The organism is Sulfitobacter donghicola DSW-25 = KCTC 12864 = JCM 14565 (assembly GCF_000622405.1).
Lineage (GTDB): Bacteria > Pseudomonadota > Alphaproteobacteria > Rhodobacterales > Rhodobacteraceae > Sulfitobacter > Sulfitobacter donghicola.
Genome location: NZ_JASF01000005.1, coordinates 267,555 through 288,175 on the forward strand (window position 1 = coordinate 267,555; position 20,621 = coordinate 288,175).

The window sequence follows — 20,621 nt, forward strand, 5'->3', positions numbered from 1 at the left end:
ATTCGGCAAGGATCGTCAACCAGATCAAGGGGATAGCTTTAGAACACGTCCACTTCTGATCCCGGCTGCGCGGCGATGCTGAGCGCATCAAAAACATATTGCGCGACCGAGCGGAAACAAACCACATGAAACACGTCATCAGCTGGCATCCAAAACGCTGCCGCCACCTGCGCAATGCGGGTTCGGCGGAACATCTCTGGCGTAAACTGGCTGGGTGCCAGATCAACTGGCGCGAGTTTGGCCATGACCTCACGTGCATTCGGCCCGCTCACCTCAAACACAGCGCGGGCGTCCGAGACGTTGACCGCTAGCGCATGTTCATTTGCCAAACGCCCCTGAATATCCGCCAGCAGGCTTGCCGCCTCGGCATAGGGGCACACGATGAGCAGCTCATCAGGGGACATCCACGCGATGCTGTTTTCGCCTATGGTTAGGCATTGGCGCTGTTGGGGCATAGCCAGCCCTGATGCGGCTTTGACGGCTTTTTGCACAGGTTTTGAAGAAAGATCACCGCGCAGGGTAATCATGCCAACGGGGCCGCGCTCACGTAGGGTGGCGATGCCAGCGTCGAAGCTGGCGTTGTTCAATGCGGATACCGGATCAGACATTCTGCTTCTCCCCTTCTTTATCGTAAAACACCGGATCAACGATGCGCGCGTTATAGGTTTTGCCGTCTGTGCCCGGGAATTCCAGCACTTCGCCCATGCGGTCAGGGCCATGCAGGACCAAGCCCATGGCGATGCCCTTACCCAACGTCGGCGAATGATAGCTAGAGGTCACGCGGCCAATCATATTGCGCTGGCCATTTTCGTTGTTGCCTTCACCAACGGCATAGGCCCCATCGGGCAGCACGGAACCGTCTGTGGTTTCCAGCCCAACCAGCTTCCAGCGATTTGGATCAGCCATATGCGAACGCTGCTGGGCGCGTTTGCCCAGATAGTCTTCCTTCTTCTTGGACAGCGCCCAATGCAGGTTCAAATCTTGTGGGATCACCGTGCCATCGGTTTCATCACCGATCATGATGAAGCCCTTTTCAGCGCGCAAGATGTGCAAACATTCGGTCCCGTAAGGCATAACACCCAGATCGGCACCCGCCGCCATCAACGCATCCCAGAAGGCCTGCCCGTGGTTGGCATCAACCGCGATCTCATAGCTCAGCTCGCCCGAGAAGGAGATCCGGTAAACGCGGACCTTAAAGCCGCCGATCTCGCCGTCGGCCCATTCCATAAACCCAAGCGCCTCTTTCGAGACATCCATGCCGCCGAGTTTTTCCAGCGCCTTGCGGGCGTTCGGGCCCACCACTGCGACCTGCGCATATTGCTCGGTCACATTGGCGACATAGACCTTCATGTCCCACCATTCGGTTTGCAGCCATTCCTCCATATGGGCATGGATGCTGTCCGCGCCGCCTGTGGTCGTGTGGCACAGCCATGTGTCCTCATCGATGCGAGCAACAACACCGTCATCGATCAAGAAGCCGTTGTCGTTACACATCAGACCATAGCGACATTTGCCGATCTTCAGCGTGCTCATCATATTGGTGTAGAGCATATCAAGGAAACGGCCCGCGTCTGGCCCCTTCACGATCAGCTTGCCAAGGGTCGAGGCATCCAGCAGGCCCATATTGGTGCGGGTGTTTGACACTTCGCGCATCACCGCATCATGGGTGGTTTCATCCCCCTGACGATAGGCATAGGGACGACGCCATTGGCCTACGGGTTCCCAAACGGCACCGTTATTTTCGTGCCAGTCATACAGGGCTGTGCGGCGGATTGGCTGGAAGATTTCATTGCGCGCTTCACCGCCAATAGAGGCCATCGAGATCGGGTGGTATGGCGGGCGGAAAGTCGTGGTTCCCACCGCAGGAATCTCCTCACCCATCGCATTAGCTAAGGTCGCAAGGCCGTTGATATTGCTTAATTTACCCTGATCTGTCGCCATACCCAAAGTGGTGTAACGTTTGGCATGCTCAACCGAGACAAACCCCTCTTGCGCAGCAAGGCGTACATCAGAAACTTTCACATCGTTCTGATAGTCCAGCCATGCCTTTTCGCGCAGCTTTACGCTGGCACCTTGAGGCATCAGCCAGACCGGTGCCATGGGCGCCTCTTTGCGGCGGTTCCCTTTCGGGGCGGCCGCAGCTTTGGGCAGCTTGTGCCCGACACAACGCAGCACACCATCTGCTGCAGCAAAGGCATCATTCAGCACATCATCCAATTGGAAACGACCCGACGCCGCCCCCGCAGTTGAGACAAACTGCATGCCATCCGCACCTTTGGGCGGGTTGTCTGGATCAGGGTTAAAGCAGGCGTATTTCGTATCCCACGTCAGCTTGCCACCACAGTGCGACCATAGGTGTACAACCGGAGACCAGCCACCAGACATTGCGATTGCATCGCACTCAATCTCTTCCAGCACGGCACCTTCGCCAGCTTGGGCACAAACAGCCACGCCAGTCACCCGCTTGCCGCCTTTGATCGACGAAACACCGTGGCCCATCATCACCCGAATACCCAGCGCCTCGGCCTGCTCCATCACATCGCTGTTCTGGGCGGTTGGGCGGGCATCTAAAATCGCTGGCACATCCAGCCCTGCGTGTTTCAACGCAAAGGCCGTCAGATAGGCGTCGTCGTTATTTGTCACAACGACGGTGCGATCCCCCGCAGACACACCATAGTTCACTACGTAGTCGCGCAATGAGGCCGCCAGCATCACCCCTGGAATGTCGTTACCAGCAAAGCTGAGCGGGCGCTCGATCGCGCCAGTAGCGGTGATGATCTGCCCTGCCCGTACGCGCCACAAACGATGGCGTGGGCCCGCCTTTTCAGGGGCGTGATCGGTGAGTTGTTCATACCCCAGCACATAGCCATGGTCATAAACGCCTGCGCCCATTGTACGGGTGCGCATGGTGACGTTTTCCATCGCTTCTAGCTCGGCAATGGTGGCATCGATCCAGCTTTGGGCTGGGGCGCCGTTAATCTCGCCACCATCAACGGGCGTGCGACCACCCCAATGCGGCGTTTGTTCGATGATCATAACCCGCGCACCAGAGATTGCGGCCGCACGCGCGGCCTCTAGGCCCGCAACACCGCCACCAATGACCAGCACGTCACAGAAGGCGTAGAAATGTTCATACGTGTCCACATCACGTGCCTTGGGCGCGCGGCCCAGACCGGCCGAGTGGCGGATGATCGGCTCATACACGTGTTTCCACAGGGGGCGCGGGTGAATGAACATCTTGTAATAGAAACCAGCAGGCAAAAAGCGGCTGAGGTGTTTGTTGATCGCCCCTACGTCGAAATCAAGGCTGGGCCAGTGGTTCTGGCTTTGGGCGCTGAGCCCGTCGAACAGCTCGGTTGTGGTGACGCGGGCGTTTGGTTCGAATTTGCCCTCTTCGCCCAAGTTTACAAGGCCGTTCGGCTCTTCTGGGCCAGCCGCGACAATACCGCGTGGGCGGTGGTACTTAAACGAACGCCCCACCAGCATCTGGTCATTGGCCAACAGGGCCGAGGCCAGCGTATCGCCCTCATAGCCATCCATGTGTTTGCCGTTAAAGCGGAATTTGACCGCTTTGGATTTGTTCAGCAGGCGGCCGCCTGTTGCGAGACGAGTGCTCATGATTGGGGCTCCATCGCAAATGTTAGGTGCGGAACTAGGGAAAATACGGGCATCAGGCGTTATCCCGCCATCCAGGACGTTTGGCGTCGATTTCAGCCAACAGCTCCTCGGGGGGGCCGTATGTCTGGGCGCTATAGGTGCCGAAAACCTCCAGCGTCATCGTACAACGCGCCATGTGAAACCATTTGCCACAGCCGTTTTGGTGGCGCCAGCGTTCGAAATGCACGCCTTTGGGGTTTTTGCGCATGAACAGATAGGTCTCCATCTGGTCATCTGTGCTGCCAACGGTGTGGCGCGTGATGTGGGCCTCGCCATGGGCGTGAAATTCGGTTTCCTCGGCGGTGATACCGCAGCAAGGACAGGATACGATCAGCATGAAGGTGCTCCGATCTTGAAAAACGGGCCTGTCGGCCCCAAGTTTATAGGATGAATTGGATTTTTTGGATCATCGCGCTGATCGCGCTCGCCGCGGTTGGTATCGCCCTTTACGAGCGGCGCAAAAAACGCAGTCTGCTGGCCCATGACCTGAACCTTAGCCCCCGCAACGCGCCCCATACCGAGGCTGCGAGGATACAGGCCGAAGATGCCACAGCGCGCAGGATTTCCGGTTTCGACCGCTGATAACATCAGTGCGCCACCCCAGCCGCAACAGATTCATCGATAAAGCGCCCTTCCGTAAAGCGATTTAATCCAAACGCATCCGTAAGCGGCGAGCGGCCTTTTGCCATCAGCTCGGCCATAGCCCAACCAGACCCCGGGATCGCCTTGAACCCGCCAGTGCCCCAACCACTGTTGATAAAGATGCCATCAACCGGCGTTTTACTGAGAATGGGCGATCGGTCCCCCGTGACATCGACAATACCGCCCCATTGGCGCAGCATTTTCAGGCGCGACACCATGGGGAAGGTTTCGACCAACGCGCGCACTGTTTCCTCGATATGGTGGAAACTGCCCCGCTGGGTATAGTTGTTATAGCCGTCGGTACCGCCGCCGATAACCATTTCGCCCTTGTCAGACTGGCTCATATAGCCGTGGACCGTGTTGGCCATAACCACCACATCCATGCAGGGCTTGATCGGCTCAGACACCAAAGCCTGCAGCGCAACCGATTCCATCGGCAGTCGGAAACCAGCCATTTCCGCTAGGTGACCCGAGTGACCAGCAACGACGATCCCCAGCTTGTCACAGGCGATATCACCCCGCGTGGTTGTTACGCCCGTAACCTTGCCGCCTTCGGACTGGATGCCCGTGACTTCGCAGCGCTGGATGACGTCCATTCCCATATCTGAACACGCGCGGGCATATCCCCATGCAACCGCATCATGGCGGGCTGTCCCGCCGCGCGCCTGCCACAAGCCGCCCAAAACTGGATAGCGCGGGCCATCCAGATTGATGATCGGCACCAGCTGTTTGACCTTCTCGGGTCCGATGAATTCGGTTGTGACACCTTGCAACATGTTCGCATGTGCCGTGCGTTTGTATCCGCGCACCTCATGTTCGGTTTGTGCAAGCATGATAACCCCACGTGGGGAAAACATCACATTATAGTTGAGATCCTGCGACATCGTCTCATACAAGGAGCGCGCTTTTTCATAGATCGCAGCCGATGGATCCTGCAAATAGTTCGAACGGATGATGGTTGTATTGCGGCCCGTGTTGCCACCCCCCAACCACCCCTTTTCAAGGATCGCGACATTGGTGATGCCAAAGTTCTTACCCAGATAATAAGCCGTCGCAAGGCCATGCCCCCCTGCCCCGACGATGATCGCATCATAACGTTTCTTTGGCGCCGCATCGCGCCATGCACGCGTCCAGCCAGTGTGGTGGCGCATCGCCTCACGCGCTACGGCAAAAGCAGAGTATTTTTTCATCGCTGGTGTCCTTGGGGGCAGATCAGGAGTGGATTCGGGCGGACAAACGCCTTTACGACCTTCATGATCGAGTGGCCGAAAAAGAGGATACTCCGCGCGGCATTCTTTATCAATTTTGCGACATAGGCCGCAAGCAAAGGCATTTAGATCAGGTCTATTCGTCGCGGTCGGTGCATCCCCCTCTTTTGTATTACGGCTGCAACCATTAAATGGTAACCAACAAGGAGAACCCGCAGAATGATTAGTTTCTGGATCGTAGCGATCACAATCACCCTTATGGTTGGTGCCGTTTTGGCCCGCGCCGTCATCCGAGGTGGTCAAAAAGAGATCGCATCGCGGGCGGCATCCGATGTGGAGGTTTACCGTGCCCAGCTAGAAGAGGTGGACCGCGACGTGGCGCGCGGTGTCATCGAAAAAGCCGATGCCGAACGGGTTCACGCCGAAATCGCACGCCGTTTGATTGCCGCTGATAAGGCCCAGTCCAATGAGGAAACCAGCCGCGCGAATACCCCCGCCAAGGCTGCGGTGTTCATCATCCTTGTGGGGCTCATCGGCAGTGCCACCGCCTATTGGTTTCTCGGCGCGCCGGGTTATGGTGACATGGCGCTGAAGGACCGGATCGCCTTTGCCGAAGAGGTGCGCAAATCCCGCCCCGCTCAGGCCGACGCCGAAGGCTCCCTACCCCCGTTTGTGGAACCTGCGCAGATGGATGAGCGCTATAAAGAGCTGCTAAAGCAACTACGCACAACTGTCGCCACCCGCCCTGATGATGTAAAAGGCCACGCCTTGTTGGCCCAGCAAGAGCGCCGCATTGGTAACTTTGTCGCTGCGAAAGACGCGCAAAACCGCCTGCTAAAGCTCAAGGCAGATCAAGTCACGCCACAGGATCTGGCAGACTTTGGTGAATTACAGGTTCTATCCGCTGGCGGATATGTTTCGCCCGAGGCCGAGATGTCACTGCGCGCAGCCTTGGTGAAAGAGCCTCAGAATGGATCGGCCCGCTATTACATCGGCTTGATGTTGGCCCAAACGGGGCGGCCGGATCAGGCCTTTCGTATCTGGGATGGTCTTTTGCGCGCAGGCCCCGAGGATGCGCCGTGGATTCCTCCAATTCTGGAGCAAATCGAAGGTTTGGCCCAGCTTGCTGGCGTGCGCTATTCGCTCCCTGACATTGGCAGCGCCGCGGCCAAGGGCCCCTCTGCCGAGGATGTGGAAAACGCCCAAGACATGACACCTGCCGAACGGATGGAGATGATTGGCGGCATGGTCGCAGGCCTATCCGAACGTCTGGCCACCGAAGGCGGCCCTGCCCGCGATTGGGCGCGCCTGATCTCCTCCTTGGGCGTCTTGGGCGAGGTTGAGCGCGCGCAAGCCATCCATGCCAACGCTCTGGAGGCCTTTGCCAATGACAATGAAGCGCTAGACCTGATCAATGCGGCAGGCCGCAAAGCAGGAGTGGCGGAATGATCTATGACACCATAGAAGAGTTTTCTGCTGCCCTACCTTCAATGCGGGCCTTGATCGGGCTGGATTTGGGGGAAAAGACAATTGGCGTGGCTGTCACCGACAGCTTTTTATCCGTTGCGACGCCTTTGGAAACCGTTCGGCGCAAAAAGTTCGGTGTCGATGCCGCCCGTCTGGGCGAGATCATGACAGACCGCAATATCGGTGGTCTGATATTGGGATTACCTTTTAACATGGATGGATCGGAAGGGCCGCGATGCCAATCCACACGGGCCTTTGCCCGCAATCTGGATCGCCTGCATCCTGATTTGCCTATTGGGTTTTGGGATGAACGCCTATCCACCGTTGCCGCCGAACGCGCCCTGCTCGAGGCGGATACGTCTCGTAAACGTCGCGCCGAAGTGATCGATCACGTTGCGGCCAGCTATATTCTTCAGGGTGTATTGGATCGAATTGGTGTTCTGCGCGCCGCACAGGAGAGTTGATCAATGAGCGACGACATCTGGAAACGGGCCGAGGTCGAAAGCCCCTGCATCAAGATTTGTGTGGTGCATCCGGAAAGCCGTCTGTGTACCGGCTGTTTGCGCTCGATCGATGAAATTGGCGCTTGGTCAAAGATGAGCCCCGATGCGCGTAAAGCGGTGATCGATGATCTACCGTCTCGTTCGGCGGCGCTCAAAAAGCGGCGCGGTGGCCGTGCTGCGCGCCTGTCTCGTAAAACCTAAAAAGGCTTAGCTTTTGCGTTTTGTCGGCTCGCCAAACATGGCGATCGCTGCGCCCGTACGTGTTTTTCTGGGCATTTTGATTACATTGGGTGGCAGCATCCCGTTTGCGGCAACCAATCCTGCACCCCGCGCGAAATCGCAATTTGGAAGGTTCAGCGTCGGATATTGACCGCCAAATTTGGCGTTGGCGTTGTAATAGGCCATACGGCCAAATGGTCCTGTAATGATCTGTTTCATGTCCTGCCTCGTGCTCAATCTCTCCCCTCTTGCGGGGGCGTGTGGGTACAGTGATGCCAATCCAATTTGGCGACAATATGGCAAGGACAAGTTTATTGTTGGCCGAGGCGAAACGGATACAGTTTGCCCTCTTTGCTGATCTGCAGCCCAGAAATCAGGCAGACACCCCCTCTGAAGCGCCGCTAGAAAACACGCGGCGGAAAAGCGCAGCCTTTGCCCAAGCAGCCGTTTTCGCGTCATACTCGAAGGTGCAAAAACCCTCGGGGGCCATCACCCCCAAAACGCCTTGCGCAGCATGTTCAGGGCGACCAGAACCAAAAACACTGCAAACACACGCTTTAGCGGTTTTGGGTCCATCGCATGGGCCAGCCGCGCGCCGAGCGGAGCCGTCAGCAACGTCATGGCGATGACCAACACAAAGGCACCCAAATTCACCGCCCCAATGGTTAGCGGTGGTTTTTTCGCTGGATCCAGATCAACAAACAGGAAACCGATCACGGATGGCACCGCAATCACCACGCCAAATCCCGCAGCCGTCGCAACAGCACGGTGGATCGGTGTGTTATACAGGCTCATCATCGGCACGCCAAAACTGCCCCCGCCGATCCCCATAAGAACCGACAAAAATCCCATGAGCGGAGATAACACCGCGCGCAAAAGCCCCATCGGCATGGCCTGCCCAAGACGCCACTCAGACCGACCAAACCCCATATACAGCCCTACAACCAAGGCCAGCACACCAAAAATCGCCTGCAAAGTGGTCGAGCGCAGGCCCGCCACAACAAACATCCCGACAATCGCGCCAACCACGATACCAGGGGCCCAAGATTTAAGGATGCCCCAATCAACAGCCCCTTTTTTGTGATGCGACATCACAGAGCGCACCGAGGTCACGATGATGGTTGCCAGCGACGTGGCAAGACACATCTGCATCAGCTGGTCGCCACCATATCCAAGGGTTTGAAATGCATAAAAGAATGCGGGCACCAAAACGATACCGCCACCCACACCTAACAACCCCGCCAAGACACCGGCAAAGGCACCGATTACCAGCAGCAAAACAGCCATTTGAATTAACAACATCGTTTCCGGCATTTCGGCGCTCCTGATATTTGGTATTTGCTACACCGCGCGCAGCTGGCTGGCCAGAGCGGTTTGGGCCTTTACCTGATCCAATGCTTCCAACACCAGCGCGGTTCCGACCTCGGGGCGATGCCCGCCCTCGGACAAGACCCGCCGCCAGATACGTGCACCGGGACGGCCCGCAAATAGCCCCAGCATATGCCGCGTGACCGATGCCAACTTCCCTCCGTTATCCAGATGGGCCTGAATATAGGGCAGCATCGCCACAACGATTTCTTCGGGTGTTGTGTCCGCTCCGTCGCCATAAATGCGGCGATCTGCCTGACACAAAATCTCGCTTGGTTGGTGATAGGCCGCTCGGCCGATCATCACACCATCCACACCCGCATCCAAGGCCGCCTCAGCCGCCTCTAGCGTCGTGATCCCGCCATTCAACGAGATGTGCAAATTGGGAAATAGCTCTTTCATGCGGTGAACCAGCGGATAGTCCAGTGGCGGGATATCGCGGTTTTCCTTGGGGCTAAGCCCATCCAGCCACGCCTTACGCGCATGCACGGTAACCCGTTCGATCCCTGCGCCGACGATCCTGCTCAGGAACTCGGGCAGGACTTCTTCGGGGTTTTGATCATCCACACCGATCCGGCACTTCACCGTCACTTCGACCTCTACCGCGCGTTGCATCGCGCTCACACAGCGTGCAACAAGGGCCGCATCCTTCATCAGCACCGCGCCAAAAGCGCCTGATTGTACGCGATCTGACGGGCAGCCAACGTTCAGGTTAATCTCATCATACCCGACTTCTGCACCAATCCGCGCAGCTTCGGCCAGCTCGGCCGGATCAGACCCGCCTAGTTGCAGCGCAACAGGGTGTTCGGATTGATTGTAATCCAACAAATGCATCGCCCGCCCCCGCACCAACGCCGGAGAAGTCACCATTTCTGTATAGAGCAGTGTCCGCTTGCTCATCAGGCGGTGAAGGTAGCGGCAATGCCGATCTGTCCAGTCCATCATGGGTGCAACGGATAGGCGTGCGCTGTTTCTTAGGGTGGTTGCAGACTTCACAGTTTGGCTTTCCGTTTTGGGCAGTTTCACAAATAGGGGCGACCAGAGCATCCCAAAAGGGTGATCTGCAGCTCCATAAATCGGTTTTCGGGTAAAATCGAGGGGGAATGGCGATGACTTAGGTTGCCGATTTGAACCCTGTCAAAACAGAGCGTTCATTCCCGCCCTACAAAACCGATGAGCTTTTCCGAAGATTTCGCGCATTTCTGCGCCGCTGTTTCCGGTGTTTCATGCTGCTCGGGAATGGAGCGAAAGGCCCCCACGGCCAGCCCCTCCATTCGGCCGATTAACGCATCACAAAGGGATCAGGGATGGGATCATCGCTGGTGCGCAGCCAAACGGCTTTGACCTTGGTGTAATCCAGCGCGGCTTCGATGCCTCCTTCGCGCCCATGCCCCGACAGGCCATGCCCGCCAAAGGGCGCAATCGGGCTGACAGCGCGATAGGTGTTCACCCAGACGATCCCTGCGCGAATGGCGCGGATCATGCGGTGCGCACGGGTGAGGTTTTGCGTAAATACGCCTGACGCCAGCCCAAACTGGGTGTTATTGGCGATCTCGATCGCCTCTGCTTCGGTTTCGAAACTGACAACCGACAGGACAGGGCCAAAGAATTCCGCACTAAGGCTGGCAGCATCTGGCGCGTTGTCGCAATCCAGAATGGTCGGCGGGAAATAGAAACCCTTTCCTTGGGGCAGCTGCCCTCCCGTTATCACTTTGGCCCCTTGGGATACGGATTTCTCGATTAAGGCCATAGCATTATCGCGCTGCGCCTTTGTACAAAGCGGGCCAACCTCTGTCGCCATATCATCGGGGCTACCCATCACAACGGCCTCGGCTTTTTCTTTGAGGCGGGCCAGAAACGCATCCTTGATCCCTGCCTGCACAACCAGTCGCGACCCCGAGACACAGCTTTGCCCCGTGGCGGCGAAAACGCCCGAAACCTGCGCATTTACGGCACTTTCCAGATCGGCATCGTCAAAGACGATAAAAGGGGATTTCCCGCCAAGTTCCAGCGAAGTAGACGCAAGGTTTTCAGCCGAATTCCGCACAATATGGCGCGCCGTTTCCGGCCCACCCGTAAAGGCCACATGCGCCACGTCAGGATGGCTGGTGAGCGCGGCACCGATATCTGGCCCGCCTGTCAGCACGCTTAGGACACCTTTTGGAAATCCAGCCTGATCGAAAATCCGCGCAAACTCCAGCATCGGGGCTGGCCCCTCTTCGGAAGCTTTTAGAACCACGGTGCACCCAGCGGCCAAGGCAGGGCCAATTTTCACCGCCGATAAAAACAGCTGTGAGTTCCACGGCACCACGGCCGCGACAACACCAATGGGTTCACGGCGCAACCACACCTCCATATCGGGTTTATCAATGGGCAGATGCGCGCCTTCGATCTTATCCGCCAATCCCGCGTAATAGCGATAATAATCAGCAACATAGGCAATCTGCGCGCTGGTTTCACGGATGATCTTGCCTGTGTCACGGGTTTCCAGTTCGGCCAGTGATTGCGCATTCTCTGCCACCAGATCCGCAAGCCGCATCAGCAGCTTGCCCCGCGCGGTTGCGCTCATCAGTGCCCATTCGGGGGAAAGGAAGGCGTTTTGAGCAGAGGCAACAGCCGCGTTTACATCCGCAACCGACGCGCTTGGCATTTTTGCCCACGGCTGTTCTGTGGCTGGATCCAAACTGTCGAAATGCGTGGCGGCCTCTTTGAAGTCGCCGCCGATATAGTGCTGAAAACTCTGCATCGTTCTTCCTATCTGCGCCTATGAAAAGGCTGGCATAACCTCGTTGATGAACCGCTCTAGCGATGCTTTTTTGCGCTCAAACGGCATCGAGCTGTCGATCCAGAACGAGTATTCATCATAGCCAAGGTCTTCGTAAACCTTGATCCGCTTGATGACTTCCTCGGGCGTGCCAATCACCAGATCGCGCAACATCCCCTCGGGAGTGTAGAATGGATGCGCGGCGATGTCTTCGTCCGATAGCGGATCAATCAAGCCATGAGAAACATCGCTCTTGTTCATAAACCACGCCCCGAAATAGCAATAAAAACGGTTCAATTCGACAGCGGCCTGCTGGGTATCTTCCTCACCGTCAGAAACATAGGTGTGCAACAGCAACATGATTTTAGGACGCGGTTGATGTGAGAATTTCTCACAGGCGGCGTTGAATTTATCCATCAGGTCTTTGATCTCACCCTCGCCGTTCCAAAGCGGGGTTACCTGCACGTTGCACCCCTGCTCTAGCGCGAATTCATGGCTGCTAGGGTCGCGGGCGGCGATCCAGATGGGCGGGCCATCCTCTTGCAAGGGTTTCGGTGAGGAGGTTGTTTTGGGGAATTGGTGGAATTCGCCTTTGTGTTCATAATCCCCTTTCCACAGCGCCTTTACCGCGGGGACCAGTTCACGCATGCGCTGGCCTGCTTCCCAAGCGTCCATACCAGGCATCATGCGTTCATATTCATAGGAATAGGCGCCGCGTGCGATGCCCAGATCCAGCCGCCCGTCGGTGATGATATCTGTCATCGCCGCCTCACCCGCCAATCGGATCGGGTGCCAGAACGGCGCGATCACCGTCCCTGTTCCCAAACGGACGTTTTCGGTTTGGCGGGCAATATCAACAAGGTTGAGCATCGGGTTCGGCGTGATGGTAAAGTTCATCCCATGGTGTTCGCCGGTCCAAACCGCGTGCATACCGCCTTTATCCGCGATTTTGCACAGCTCGATGAACTCTTCATAAAGCTGTTTTTGGTCCTCTTCCGAGGAAATCCGCTCCATATGCGCAAAAAGAGAAAACTTCATCTCTCAACTCCCTGATGTCATGGGGCGAACTTCACCCGCGACTTGGTTTCCATAATACACACCGAAATCCCCGATACGGCTTTCGGTAGAAAAGCGTTCCAGCATCGTGCAAACAGCTGGGTCAGCCACATCGCCAAAGGTTGAGGGGCTTAGCTCTGTAAACATCCCTGCACTGGCGGTTTCTGTGCTGGCTTGGCATAAAAAGGATATATGCTGGGTTTCACGCGCCGCGTCTTCGTAGACAGAATAGATAAATCCGCGCTCGGCGTTGGTGCCACTGGCAGCGATCAATTTGTCCAGCGCCGCGGTTGCCCCGCCCTTACCCACCTTCATTTCAGGCAGCACAAGCTGACCATTCTCATTGCCCAACAACAAAACCTTGCCTTGAAATTGGATCAGGGCTGACACCACCAAATGGGTGCGATTGGCCAAGGCCTCCATTTCCGCAGCAGGGGTCACATAGGCGCCCCTGACATACCCCAATCCAGGCTTGGTGCTGTCCTCAAAGGCCTCGACTTGGCCAATCAGGATGACATGATCCCCCGCCTCAACAACATTGAAACTGGAACAATCAAACCATGCAGAAGTCCCTTCAATCACCGGAGCGCCATAAGGGCCCTTGCGCCAGCTTATCCCTGCAAAGCGGTCCTCGACAGGGCGTGCAAAGGTGTTTGAGATGTCTTTCTGGGTCTCTGACAGGATATTGACCGCAAAACCCTTGGCCTTTGTCAACGCCTCATAGTTTCGCGAACTATTGGCAAGGCAGACCAGAACCAAAGGCGGATCAAGGGAAACCGAGCTAAAGGAATTTGCCGTAAAACCAATAGGTTCCCCTGCCTCATCATAGGCGGTCACTACGGTCACCCCCGTCATAAACGCGCCAAAGGCATTGCGCAGCGCGCGTGGGTCAAAATCGCTCATGATTGCGGCTCCTTTCGCGTTGATTGCACCCAGTTGAGCAAGGCTGAGCTCACCTCATCTGGCGCAGTCAGGTTCACCATGTGGCGGTGCCCTTTGATCACCTTGGCCACACCATTTGGCACGGCGTCGGCCATGGCTTGGGACATCTCGGGGGTCGAGTTTTGATCGCCATCCCCTGTTAAGGCCAAGAAAGGGCAAGCGATTTCAGAAAAGCGATCCGCATATGTATCATCGCCCTTGGCAAAGGCGTTATAGGCCGTTGCATAGCCCTCCAGATCAACAGCGCTCAGCCATTGGGCCACGTTATCGCGGGCGGATTGCTCTATCGCTGTATCGCCAAACCATCGCGCCAGCGGTGTTTCCAAATCAAACCCGCCCGAGCGAATTTGCTGGGCACGGGCAACCACAGCGGCACGCGCATCATTGCTTCGCTTGAAAACCCCGTTCAACAAAGCCACGCCTTTAAGCTCTTTGGGGTAAGTCACCGCATATCCCGCGGCAATCAGCGCCCCCATGGAATGCCCCGCGAGGTAGACGTGGCGCAGCTGTAACGCCTGCATCACAGCCTGCAACCAATCGACAAACGCGGGCAAAGGCGTATCGGGCGGCAAAGGCGAAGACCCGCCATGCCCAGGCATATCAACCGCGATGACACGATACTGTTGCGACAGCGTCTCAACCTGCGGCGCCCATGCCGCTGATTGCATGCCCACCCCATGGATCAAAACAATTGGCGCCCCCTGCCCGACCTCGCGGTAGGACAGCGTGCCATAGGCCTCAGACAGAGGCTGGGTTATCAACGTCATGGCCAAGTTCCTTTAGGTCCTGATAACGGTCGCCAATGCGGTGATGCGGCCGCCCGCCGATAGAGGCCCCCAAGGCGACCACGATCTCATCCGGTGCTGGCGCGTCAGCAACTTGCAACTGGATCGTCAGGTAATGGCTGCGCCGCCCGCCATCATTTTTATCCATCAGCGGGATCTGCAACGGTGCGTTGGCGGGGCCGCGCGTGTTGGTAAATGCCAGATAGGATTTTGCGCCAACGGCCTCGCGGTAATGGTTGCCGAACCTCAGCGTGTGGATCAGGCCCGAGGCATGTTCGATCTCGCCGTTCACGCCCACGATCGCTGACTTCCCATAGCCTTCGACCTTGTCACCGCCACCAGCCGCCTCAAGGATCATCCCCGTCAGAAGCGCCCCCAGACCCGGTGCACAATCCTGAATTTCTGGGCGCAGATCCTCAACAAACCCCTGCCCCGCCCATGGATTTTTGATCACAGCCACGGCCGCAATCAGCTTGAGCGGCGTTTCAGCGGCTTTGCCCCCTTCAATCAGCGTTTCTTCGACGTGCAGGAGTGTTTTGCGGATAAGGGCTGGCATAGCGGTACCTCTATAGGGGATTCTCTGCGCCAATCTTGGTATACCATCATACGATCAGTCAATAGCATTGCTCTCAAATCTTCGAATGGTTATGCTAAGGGGATGACAATTGCCTCCCTTTCCAAAATCGAACAGCCCCCCGTAACCCTGCGGGATATGGTTCAGGAACGTATGCGTGACGCTATTATTGAGGGCCATTTCAAACCCGGCGAACGGCTGGTGGAACGGCCTCTTTGCGATCAGCTGGGGGTTAGTCGAACGGTGGTGCGCGAAACGATCCGCTATCTCGAAGCGGAAGGGCTGGTTGAAATCCTACCCGGGCACGGCCCCATCGTGGCACAGATGAACTGGACCGATGCGGCCCAAATCTATGATATCCGGCGCATGTTAGAAACGGCTGCCGCACGCAAATGCGCCGAACAGATTGACGCCACCCGCACCGCAAGCCTGCGCGACACCTTCTCGGATCTGAAAAAACACCTTTCCAGCAAAGCACCCGGCACCCTGTTTCGCGCCACATCAGCGTTTTATGCGGAAATCTTTAACGGCGCGGGCCACCATGTCGCGTGGGAAATCGTGCAACGCCTAAACGGCAGGATCAGCCGTTTGCGGATGATGACCCTGTCGACCACAGATCGTGAACGCCCCGGCCCCGATCACATGCAGGCCATTTACGAGGCGATCATTTCTGGTGATCCAAACGCCGCCGAAGCGGCTGTGGCGCGGCACCTGAATGATACAGCCGCCATTGCCGAACGGCTTTTGGCCGAACATGAGGGAAACGCCTGACATGCCAAAGGCCTATTGGATTGCAAACGTGACCGTCACCGACCCAGACGCCTATCAAGGGTATCAGGCCCTTGCTCCTGCTGCCTTTGCAGAATTCGGCGCGCGTTTTTTGGCCCGTGGTGAGGCCGAGACACTAGAAGGGCGCGACTGGCAGCGTCGTGTTGTGATTGAATTTGCGAGCCTAAAAGACGCCAAGGCCTGCTATAACTCGCCCGCGTACCGCGCCGCCCGTGACGCGCGCAGCAGCGCCTGTGAGGCTGACATTGCGATCATTGAGGGGCTGGAATAGGCACGCCCATGCCGCCCCTTCGGGCCATGCTGATTAATACGCGTGAAATTCCAACAGCATTCGCGTTCGCTCGGCCGTCAATTCGCTTAGACAGGTCGAATGAATGAGCGGCTGGATCGTGCCCCCTTCAAACGGGCTGGCATGGACAAGGCACGCGGCATCCCGATAGGCCAGCCACGCCCGCTGCGCCTTCAACAGCTCTTTGCCTTTCCCGATAGCATCACCAAATGATTTGGCCTGTTTCCAAGCAGCATTCAATGCGGCATCAGCCGCCTCAAATTCCTTTGCGGCACAGGCATTAATCAGGGATTGCGATTGGGGTTCAATACAATCCGCTGCGGTTTGTGCAGGGGCTGCGTGGGGCGCGGCAAATGCAAAAGCGGCCGCCACAGGCAAAACCCCAACAAGAAACAGCCAAAGCCCCTGACGGTTTGGGCTTTTGGCCTGTTTTGCGCTCATACCGAATACTTTTAATTCTAGCTTCACTTTTCAAACATCCCTTCTGAGAATGGTTCGTTTTTATCAACTATCTTGTGAAATCTGGACCTTCGGCCTTGTGCCGCCCAGCCCCGTAAATGCCATCTGGCGGCAGGAAAAAACGATCACCTGCTGATCGGTCGCAATCCGGTGCAGCGCCGTGAACATCGCAGATATCCGACTATCATCCGAATAAACCAAAGCATCATCCAGAATAACGGGCATCGGTTTGCCCTGTTTTGCAAACAACCTTGCAAAGGCTAGCCGCGTCAGAATGGCAATCTGCTCTTGCGTGCCACCGCTGAGCATATCCATCGTTTCATTGGCACCGCCCCGTTCAATCCCCTGCGGCAAAAGGGAGCTCGGATCAAAGCTTAGGGCCGCATCTGCATGCAGCAGCGCCAGCAAGGGCGCTAGTTCTTGCTGAACGGGTCCGAAATAGGCCTCTTGGGCCGCGCCGCGTTTTGCGCGCAAGGCTTCGATCAACAGCTTGAGACCCGCGACCTCATGGGCAAAACGAGCGGCGCGGGCTTGGGCCCGTTCCATCAGGCCCTTTGCCTCATCCCGCGCCTCTTCCACGCCGTCTTCGGCGCGCGCGCGTATGGTCGCGCTCAAATCCGCCTTGCGGGTTTGCAGGTCTGATCGTTCTTGCCGCGCATTGTCGGCGGCGGATTTTGCACGGTTTAGGTCTGCTTGCGCCATGGCAAGGTCGGGGGCGCCTTCCAGCAATGTCTTTGCCGCCGCTTCCGCATCTTTGGCAGCAACCTCGGCGGTGGACTGTGCACGCGCCGCATCGGCCTTACGCTCGGCAAAGCTTGCCTCATCCCCAACGATGGCTGCCGCGGAATCAAAGCTTGCCTGAACAGCGTCCCGCGTCACCTGCGCGCGCGCATTGCTGCTGCGCGCGGCGTCACGTTTATCGCGGCTATGATCATATTTCTGGCGCAAGGATTGCTCGGAGGCTCGTGCGGTCGCGATCTGCTCTTCCATCTGCTCTGCCGTCAGCCCCTCAGAGGCGGCACCCTCAGGATCGTCAAAAGCATCAACAGCGGCCTGAGCCTGCGCGGCTTGCGCCTGCATCTGCTCAATCCCTTCCGGAGCCAACGTTTCCAGAACATTGGCTAACATGCTGGCCTGATCCGCTTTTTCTTTTCTCAGCACAGCCGCAGCACGTGCTTCACTCACCTGCGAAAGACCGACATCGCTCAACGCTTTGGCCAACTGCGCTTTTGCAGCTTCAACGCCGCTGAGATCGGCAGCCGCCCCACCAGGATCGAGGGTCATCTGACCAACTCCGGGGATATCAAATCGTTGTTTTTCAACTAGTTGATGAACGCCTTCAGGGATAGCTGCGCCATCTTTGGCCAGACGCCCCTCGCCAGTATAGCTTAGATGCATCTGAACGCCGTTTGATGAAACCTCGGCCTGTTTTTGCAAAAGGCGCATTTCGCAGTCTTGGATTTGGCGCAGGACCTGATCGGTCACAGGCATCACGGCCAATGCGGCGCGGACCTCTTCCAGAGTTGCACGTTTTTCGGTGATCTGGTCCAGCTGCGCGATGAGACGAGACAGTTTTTCAACCGCATTCACCTTTAGAACGCCCTGCTGCAAACGGTCTTTTTCTTTCATCGCATCAGCTAGCGTTTGGGTGGCTTGATCCCATTCCGCTTGGGCGTTGGTCGTGGTGGTTTCCGCCTCTTCAAGGGCTGCGCGGGTTTCACCAATGGTTTTATTGGCGTCTTCCAATTGCCGCGCGGATTTTTCGAAACTTTCTTGTGCGCCGATTAGCCCGTCCAGCTTGGCCTGAAGGGTTGTCAATTCCAGCTTGCGCAGTTCCGCCTGTGCCTGCGCTTGGGCCAGTTTATCGGCATGGGTGCGCGCGGCGTTATAGGTGTTTTGCGCGGTATCCAGCGCCTGCTGCAGCGCCTCTTCCGCGCCAGGTTGTTCTAGAACATCCAGCCGCGCAGAGACCTCACGGCGCTGGTGCAGCGCGTTGGATAGTTCGCGGCAGCGTGCCTCTAGTTCGCCGTGGCGCTGTTCGTGGTTTTGGGCCTCTTGCTCGGCCTCCTTCCACGGGCCATTCGCCTTGGGTTGACCTGTGGCGGTTGCCAAACGCGCAAAGGCTTGTTGCGCCGCTTCGATCACGCGGTCCATGCGCCGACCGCCCGTGACCATATCGATTTCACCCGCCACGGATGACAACAGATCACGGCGCGCGCCCAACAGGCGTTCCTTTTCGGTTTTATCCGCGCCCGTATTCCCGACAGGTTCCAGTGCCGTCACACCCTGACGCACCCACAGCAATCCCGCCGGCCCGTCCAGCCCGCTGCCCATCAGCTTTGCGATCCAGCTTTCGGCTTCGTCGTCCAGCGCAACCAGCGCCCCCGAGCCATCATGAACCGAGGCCCGTTTTTGCGCCAAAAAGGATTTCTCAATGGTGAACAGGCCCTCGGGCAATTCGACATCGGCCTTGATCCGCACCGCACCGCCAGAACGCGGCTGTAGCGATTTCACCTCGCGCGTTGCGGCTCCGTATTTCAAAAAGAACAGCGCATGAATGGCGTCAAAGAACGTGGATTTACCAAACTCATTCGCCTCGGAAACGACTGTTACACCATCGCCTATGCCGCTGATCTGCGCGGTTTGGCCTGCGAATTTACGAACATTGCTAAGGGTGAGGCTGCGCAGTTTCATCAGGGTTGCTCTGCCACAAATGAAAACAGCTGCGAAAGAGCCGTTGCCGCGATGCGCCGATCCGCCGCCGAAAGATCGCCATCTTGCGCCTGCGTGGACAGCGCTTCGGCTGCTTGGCGCAATGCCCCGCCAGAGGGATCAATCGCATCAAGGTCCGCCGCCTCATGCGCCAGCTTCACCTCGTCAAGATCGCTGGTAAGGTTTAGAAAATCAGGCGTTACCGCGGCGATCACGCGTTGGAGCTGTTGCATTTGCTGCACACCTGCACGCCCCCCAACGATCACGTTCAGCAAAGTGTCTCTGCGCTCGGCCAGCGCTGGCAAGACAGACTGGATCAAGGCGGCTGCGTCCTCCTGAGGGGTCAGCTCAACCCGATTGCGCTGCCATAGGATTTCGCCGGTTTTGACGGGCGTTACCTCGGGCGGCTGCCCCGCCCCTGCAAGAGCAACAGCCAAGGCGGTGCCGTTGCTCACATGCTTAAAACTATCCGCTTCGGGCGTGCCGGAATACCACGTGTTTTCCGTGACTTTGATCTGCCCGTGCCAATCGCCCAGACCAAGATAATCAAGCCCTGCCAGCTTTGCGCGGTCTGGGGTGATTGTGCCGCTTGGCCCTTCCGCCGCGACCGAGCCGAGGCTGGCGAAATCGTGGATGCCACCGTGCCCCAACCCGAGCCGAATTGCGCCTTCGGGGGTGGCTTGGGCCATATCTATTGTCAGGTCGCGCCCGGGATTGCGGGTGGTACAGGGGGCGGGCAGCAGATGCGCACCGTTTAGGTCAATAGGCTCTGGTGTCAGGGCCAAGATGACATTTGGCGGCTTGTCCCGCGTGATCGTCTGCCACAGCTCGCTGGCGGCGATGCTGTCATGGTTTCCCGGCATCAAGACCCATCTGATGTCGGCCTCTTGCCCCATTGCGTTCAGGGCCTGACGGGTAATCGAGGGCGCTGGCGTTTCCTGATCAAAGGTATCACCGGCCAGCAGCACCAGATCGGCGCCGCTGGCGCGGGCCGCCTGTGCCAGCCGCGCAATAGCGCCATGACGCGCCTGTCTAAGCCTGCCGCGCACATCTTCGTCATGGCGGCCAAACGGCTTGCCAAGGTGAAGATCCGAGCTGTGCAAAAAGCGGAACATTTATGCTTTCGTTCTGGGTGTTACGGTGCTTGATCAGGCCAGCATTTGGCGGCGTGGTCAAGCACCGAATAC

At 57.4% G+C, this 20,621-nt stretch carries 21 protein-coding genes and 1 pseudogene; 7 read left to right on the forward strand and 15 right to left on the reverse strand.

What is annotated here, in order from left to right:
* Window positions 1–38: 38 nt before the first annotated feature.
* The 3 genes from Z948_RS0102265 to Z948_RS0102275 are packed head-to-tail and all read right to left on the reverse strand — an operon-like array spanning window position 39 to window position 3,994.
* Complete coding sequence (locus Z948_RS0102265; protein ID WP_025057955.1) at window positions 39–608, reverse strand: sarcosine oxidase subunit gamma; 570 nt, start codon at window positions 606–608, stop codon at window positions 39–41.
* A complete protein-coding gene (locus tag Z948_RS0102270) occupies window positions 601–3,618 on the reverse strand; it encodes a sarcosine oxidase subunit alpha family protein (RefSeq protein ID WP_025057956.1) in 3,018 nt (1,005 codons plus the stop codon). Before Z948_RS0102270 ends, Z948_RS0102265 begins: the two co-directional genes overlap by 8 nt.
* A gap of 52 nt (window positions 3,619–3,670) precedes the next feature.
* A complete protein-coding gene (locus Z948_RS0102275) occupies window positions 3,671–3,994 on the reverse strand; it encodes a sarcosine oxidase subunit delta (protein WP_025057957.1) in 324 nt (107 codons plus the stop codon).
* A gap of 50 nt (window positions 3,995–4,044) precedes the next feature.
* Here Z948_RS0102275 and Z948_RS0102280 point away from each other — a divergent pair, with 50 nt between their 5' ends.
* The gene (locus Z948_RS0102280) at window positions 4,045–4,239 is read left to right on the forward strand and encodes a hypothetical protein (protein WP_025057958.1); all 195 of its coding nucleotides are present in this window, start codon (window positions 4,045–4,047) and stop codon (window positions 4,237–4,239) included.
* A gap of 5 nt (window positions 4,240–4,244) precedes the next feature.
* Here the strand turns inward: Z948_RS0102280 and Z948_RS0102285 are convergent, their stop codons facing one another.
* Window positions 4,245–5,489: a sarcosine oxidase subunit beta family protein gene (locus Z948_RS0102285; RefSeq protein ID WP_025057959.1), complete on the reverse strand. Its 1,245-nt coding sequence runs from the start codon at window positions 5,487–5,489 to the stop codon at window positions 4,245–4,247.
* Window positions 5,490–5,726: 237 nt separating this feature from the next.
* On the opposite strand from Z948_RS0102285, the gene ccmI reads away from it, so the two are divergent.
* The 3 genes from ccmI to Z948_RS0102300 are packed head-to-tail and all read left to right on the forward strand — an operon-like array spanning window position 5,727 to window position 7,678.
* Window positions 5,727–6,956 carry a c-type cytochrome biogenesis protein CcmI gene (gene ccmI / locus Z948_RS0102290; RefSeq protein ID WP_425427100.1) on the forward strand — a complete coding sequence of 410 codons (1,230 nt, stop codon included), beginning with the start codon at window positions 5,727–5,729 and terminating at the stop codon, window positions 6,954–6,956.
* Window positions 6,953–7,438, forward strand: coding sequence for a Holliday junction resolvase RuvX (gene ruvX, locus Z948_RS0102295; RefSeq protein ID WP_025057961.1), 486 nt, complete (start codon window positions 6,953–6,955; stop codon window positions 7,436–7,438). Before ccmI ends, ruvX begins: the two co-directional genes overlap by 4 nt.
* A gap of 3 nt (window positions 7,439–7,441) precedes the next feature.
* Window positions 7,442–7,678: a DUF1289 domain-containing protein gene (locus tag Z948_RS0102300; RefSeq protein WP_025057962.1), complete on the forward strand. Its 237-nt coding sequence runs from the start codon at window positions 7,442–7,444 to the stop codon at window positions 7,676–7,678.
* A 6-nt stretch (window positions 7,679–7,684) separates the two neighbouring features.
* Here the strand turns inward: Z948_RS0102300 and Z948_RS0102305 are convergent, their stop codons facing one another.
* The 3 genes from Z948_RS0102305 to dusA all read right to left on the reverse strand — a co-directional run bounded on the left by Z948_RS0102305 (window position 7,685) and on the right by dusA (window position 10,009).
* Complete coding sequence (locus tag Z948_RS0102305; RefSeq protein WP_025057963.1) at window positions 7,685–7,915, reverse strand: hypothetical protein; 231 nt, start codon at window positions 7,913–7,915, stop codon at window positions 7,685–7,687.
* Between the two features lie 270 nt (window positions 7,916–8,185).
* Window positions 8,186–9,010: a sulfite exporter TauE/SafE family protein gene (locus tag Z948_RS0102315; RefSeq protein WP_025057964.1), complete on the reverse strand. Its 825-nt coding sequence runs from the start codon at window positions 9,008–9,010 to the stop codon at window positions 8,186–8,188.
* A 27-nt stretch (window positions 9,011–9,037) separates the two neighbouring features.
* Window positions 9,038–10,009, reverse strand: coding sequence for a tRNA dihydrouridine(20/20a) synthase DusA (gene dusA / locus Z948_RS0102320; RefSeq protein WP_052033097.1), 972 nt, complete (start codon window positions 10,007–10,009; stop codon window positions 9,038–9,040).
* Window positions 10,010–10,234: 225 nt separating this feature from the next.
* Between dusA and Z948_RS19305 the strand changes: the two are divergent.
* A pseudogene (locus tag Z948_RS19305) lies at window positions 10,235–10,347 on the forward strand (amidohydrolase); the annotation flags it as partial.
* Here the strand turns inward: Z948_RS19305 and Z948_RS0102330 are convergent.
* Genes Z948_RS0102330 through Z948_RS0102350 form a run of 5 tightly spaced genes read right to left on the reverse strand, consistent with a single transcriptional unit; the run spans window position 10,347 to window position 15,167 of the window.
* Window positions 10,347–11,810, reverse strand: a complete 1,464-nt coding sequence (locus Z948_RS0102330) for an aldehyde dehydrogenase (protein ID WP_025057966.1) — start codon at window positions 11,808–11,810, stop codon at window positions 10,347–10,349. The pseudogene Z948_RS19305 and the gene Z948_RS0102330 overlap by 1 nt on opposite strands.
* An 18-nt stretch (window positions 11,811–11,828) precedes the next feature.
* The gene (locus Z948_RS0102335) at window positions 11,829–12,866 is read right to left on the reverse strand and encodes an LLM class flavin-dependent oxidoreductase (protein WP_025057967.1); all 1,038 of its coding nucleotides are present in this window, start codon (window positions 12,864–12,866) and stop codon (window positions 11,829–11,831) included.
* Between the two features lie 3 nt (window positions 12,867–12,869).
* Window positions 12,870–13,787 carry a flavin reductase family protein gene (locus Z948_RS19255; RefSeq protein WP_025057968.1) on the reverse strand — a complete coding sequence of 306 codons (918 nt, stop codon included), beginning with the start codon at window positions 13,785–13,787 and terminating at the stop codon, window positions 12,870–12,872.
* Window positions 13,784–14,593 carry an alpha/beta fold hydrolase gene (locus Z948_RS0102345; RefSeq protein ID WP_025057969.1) on the reverse strand — a complete coding sequence of 270 codons (810 nt, stop codon included), beginning with the start codon at window positions 14,591–14,593 and terminating at the stop codon, window positions 13,784–13,786. Before Z948_RS0102345 ends, Z948_RS19255 begins: the two co-directional genes overlap by 4 nt.
* A complete protein-coding gene (locus tag Z948_RS0102350; protein ID WP_025057970.1) occupies window positions 14,565–15,167 on the reverse strand; it encodes an amino acid synthesis family protein in 603 nt (200 codons plus the stop codon). The genes Z948_RS0102345 and Z948_RS0102350 overlap by 29 nt, the downstream gene beginning before the upstream one ends.
* Before the next feature lie 102 nt (window positions 15,168–15,269).
* Here Z948_RS0102350 and Z948_RS0102355 point away from each other — a divergent pair, with 102 nt between their 5' ends.
* Window positions 15,270–15,956, forward strand: a complete 687-nt coding sequence (locus tag Z948_RS0102355) for a GntR family transcriptional regulator (protein ID WP_025057971.1) — start codon at window positions 15,270–15,272, stop codon at window positions 15,954–15,956.
* Window position 15,957: 1 nt separating this feature from the next.
* Window positions 15,958–16,245 carry a DUF1330 domain-containing protein gene (locus Z948_RS0102360; RefSeq protein WP_025057972.1) on the forward strand — a complete coding sequence of 96 codons (288 nt, stop codon included), beginning with the start codon at window positions 15,958–15,960 and terminating at the stop codon, window positions 16,243–16,245.
* 33 nt (window positions 16,246–16,278) lie between these two features.
* Here Z948_RS0102360 and Z948_RS0102365 read toward each other — a convergent pair whose 3' ends face one another.
* From Z948_RS0102365 to Z948_RS0102375, 3 genes are all read right to left on the reverse strand, one after another.
* Window positions 16,279–16,704, reverse strand: a complete 426-nt coding sequence (locus Z948_RS0102365) for a lysozyme inhibitor LprI family protein (protein WP_052033086.1) — start codon at window positions 16,702–16,704, stop codon at window positions 16,279–16,281.
* Between the two features lie 63 nt (window positions 16,705–16,767).
* Window positions 16,768–19,416, reverse strand: a complete 2,649-nt coding sequence (locus Z948_RS0102370) for an AAA family ATPase (RefSeq protein ID WP_025057974.1) — start codon at window positions 19,414–19,416, stop codon at window positions 16,768–16,770.
* Window positions 19,416–20,549, reverse strand: coding sequence for a metallophosphoesterase family protein (locus Z948_RS0102375; protein WP_025057975.1), 1,134 nt, complete (start codon window positions 20,547–20,549; stop codon window positions 19,416–19,418). The genes Z948_RS0102370 and Z948_RS0102375 overlap by 1 nt, the downstream gene beginning before the upstream one ends.
* Window positions 20,550–20,621 lie beyond the last annotated feature (72 nt).

Coding starts and splice junctions, on each gene's coding strand:
- Z948_RS0102365 (WP_052033086.1), bottom strand. CDS start 16,704: ATGAGCGCAAAACAGGCCAAAAGCCCAAACCGTCAGGGGCTTTGGCTG.
- Z948_RS0102350 (WP_025057970.1), bottom strand. CDS start 15,167: ATGCCAGCCCTTATCCGCAAAACACTCCTGCACGTCGAAGAAACGCTG.
- Z948_RS0102300 (WP_025057962.1), top strand. CDS start 7,442: ATGAGCGACGACATCTGGAAACGGGCCGAGGTCGAAAGCCCCTGCATC.
- Z948_RS0102335 (WP_025057967.1), bottom strand. CDS start 12,866: ATGAAGTTTTCTCTTTTTGCGCATATGGAGCGGATTTCCTCGGAAGAG.
- dusA (WP_052033097.1), bottom strand. CDS start 10,009: ATGATGGACTGGACAGATCGGCATTGCCGCTACCTTCACCGCCTGATG.
- Z948_RS0102345 (WP_025057969.1), bottom strand. CDS start 14,593: ATGACGTTGATAACCCAGCCTCTGTCTGAGGCCTATGGCACGCTGTCC.
- Z948_RS0102275 (WP_025057957.1), bottom strand. CDS start 3,994: ATGCTGATCGTATCCTGTCCTTGCTGCGGTATCACCGCCGAGGAAACC.
- Z948_RS0102370 (WP_025057974.1), bottom strand. CDS start 19,416: ATGAAACTGCGCAGCCTCACCCTTAGCAATGTTCGTAAATTCGCAGGC.
- Z948_RS0102305 (WP_025057963.1), bottom strand. CDS start 7,915: ATGAAACAGATCATTACAGGACCATTTGGCCGTATGGCCTATTACAAC.
- Z948_RS0102360 (WP_025057972.1), top strand. CDS start 15,958: ATGCCAAAGGCCTATTGGATTGCAAACGTGACCGTCACCGACCCAGAC.
- Z948_RS0102355 (WP_025057971.1), top strand. CDS start 15,270: ATGACAATTGCCTCCCTTTCCAAAATCGAACAGCCCCCCGTAACCCTG.
- Z948_RS0102265 (WP_025057955.1), bottom strand. CDS start 608: ATGTCTGATCCGGTATCCGCATTGAACAACGCCAGCTTCGACGCTGGC.
- Z948_RS0102315 (WP_025057964.1), bottom strand. CDS start 9,010: ATGCCGGAAACGATGTTGTTAATTCAAATGGCTGTTTTGCTGCTGGTA.
- Z948_RS0102330 (WP_025057966.1), bottom strand. CDS start 11,810: ATGCAGAGTTTTCAGCACTATATCGGCGGCGACTTCAAAGAGGCCGCC.
- ccmI (WP_425427100.1), top strand. CDS start 5,727: ATGATTAGTTTCTGGATCGTAGCGATCACAATCACCCTTATGGTTGGT.
- Z948_RS0102285 (WP_025057959.1), bottom strand. CDS start 5,489: ATGAAAAAATACTCTGCTTTTGCCGTAGCGCGTGAGGCGATGCGCCAC.
- ruvX (WP_025057961.1), top strand. CDS start 6,953: ATGATCTATGACACCATAGAAGAGTTTTCTGCTGCCCTACCTTCAATG.
- Z948_RS0102280 (WP_025057958.1), top strand. CDS start 4,045: ATGAATTGGATTTTTTGGATCATCGCGCTGATCGCGCTCGCCGCGGTT.
- Z948_RS0102375 (WP_025057975.1), bottom strand. CDS start 20,549: ATGTTCCGCTTTTTGCACAGCTCGGATCTTCACCTTGGCAAGCCGTTT.
- Z948_RS19255 (WP_025057968.1), bottom strand. CDS start 13,787: ATGAGCGATTTTGACCCACGCGCGCTGCGCAATGCCTTTGGCGCGTTT.
- Z948_RS0102270 (WP_025057956.1), bottom strand. CDS start 3,618: ATGAGCACTCGTCTCGCAACAGGCGGCCGCCTGCTGAACAAATCCAAA.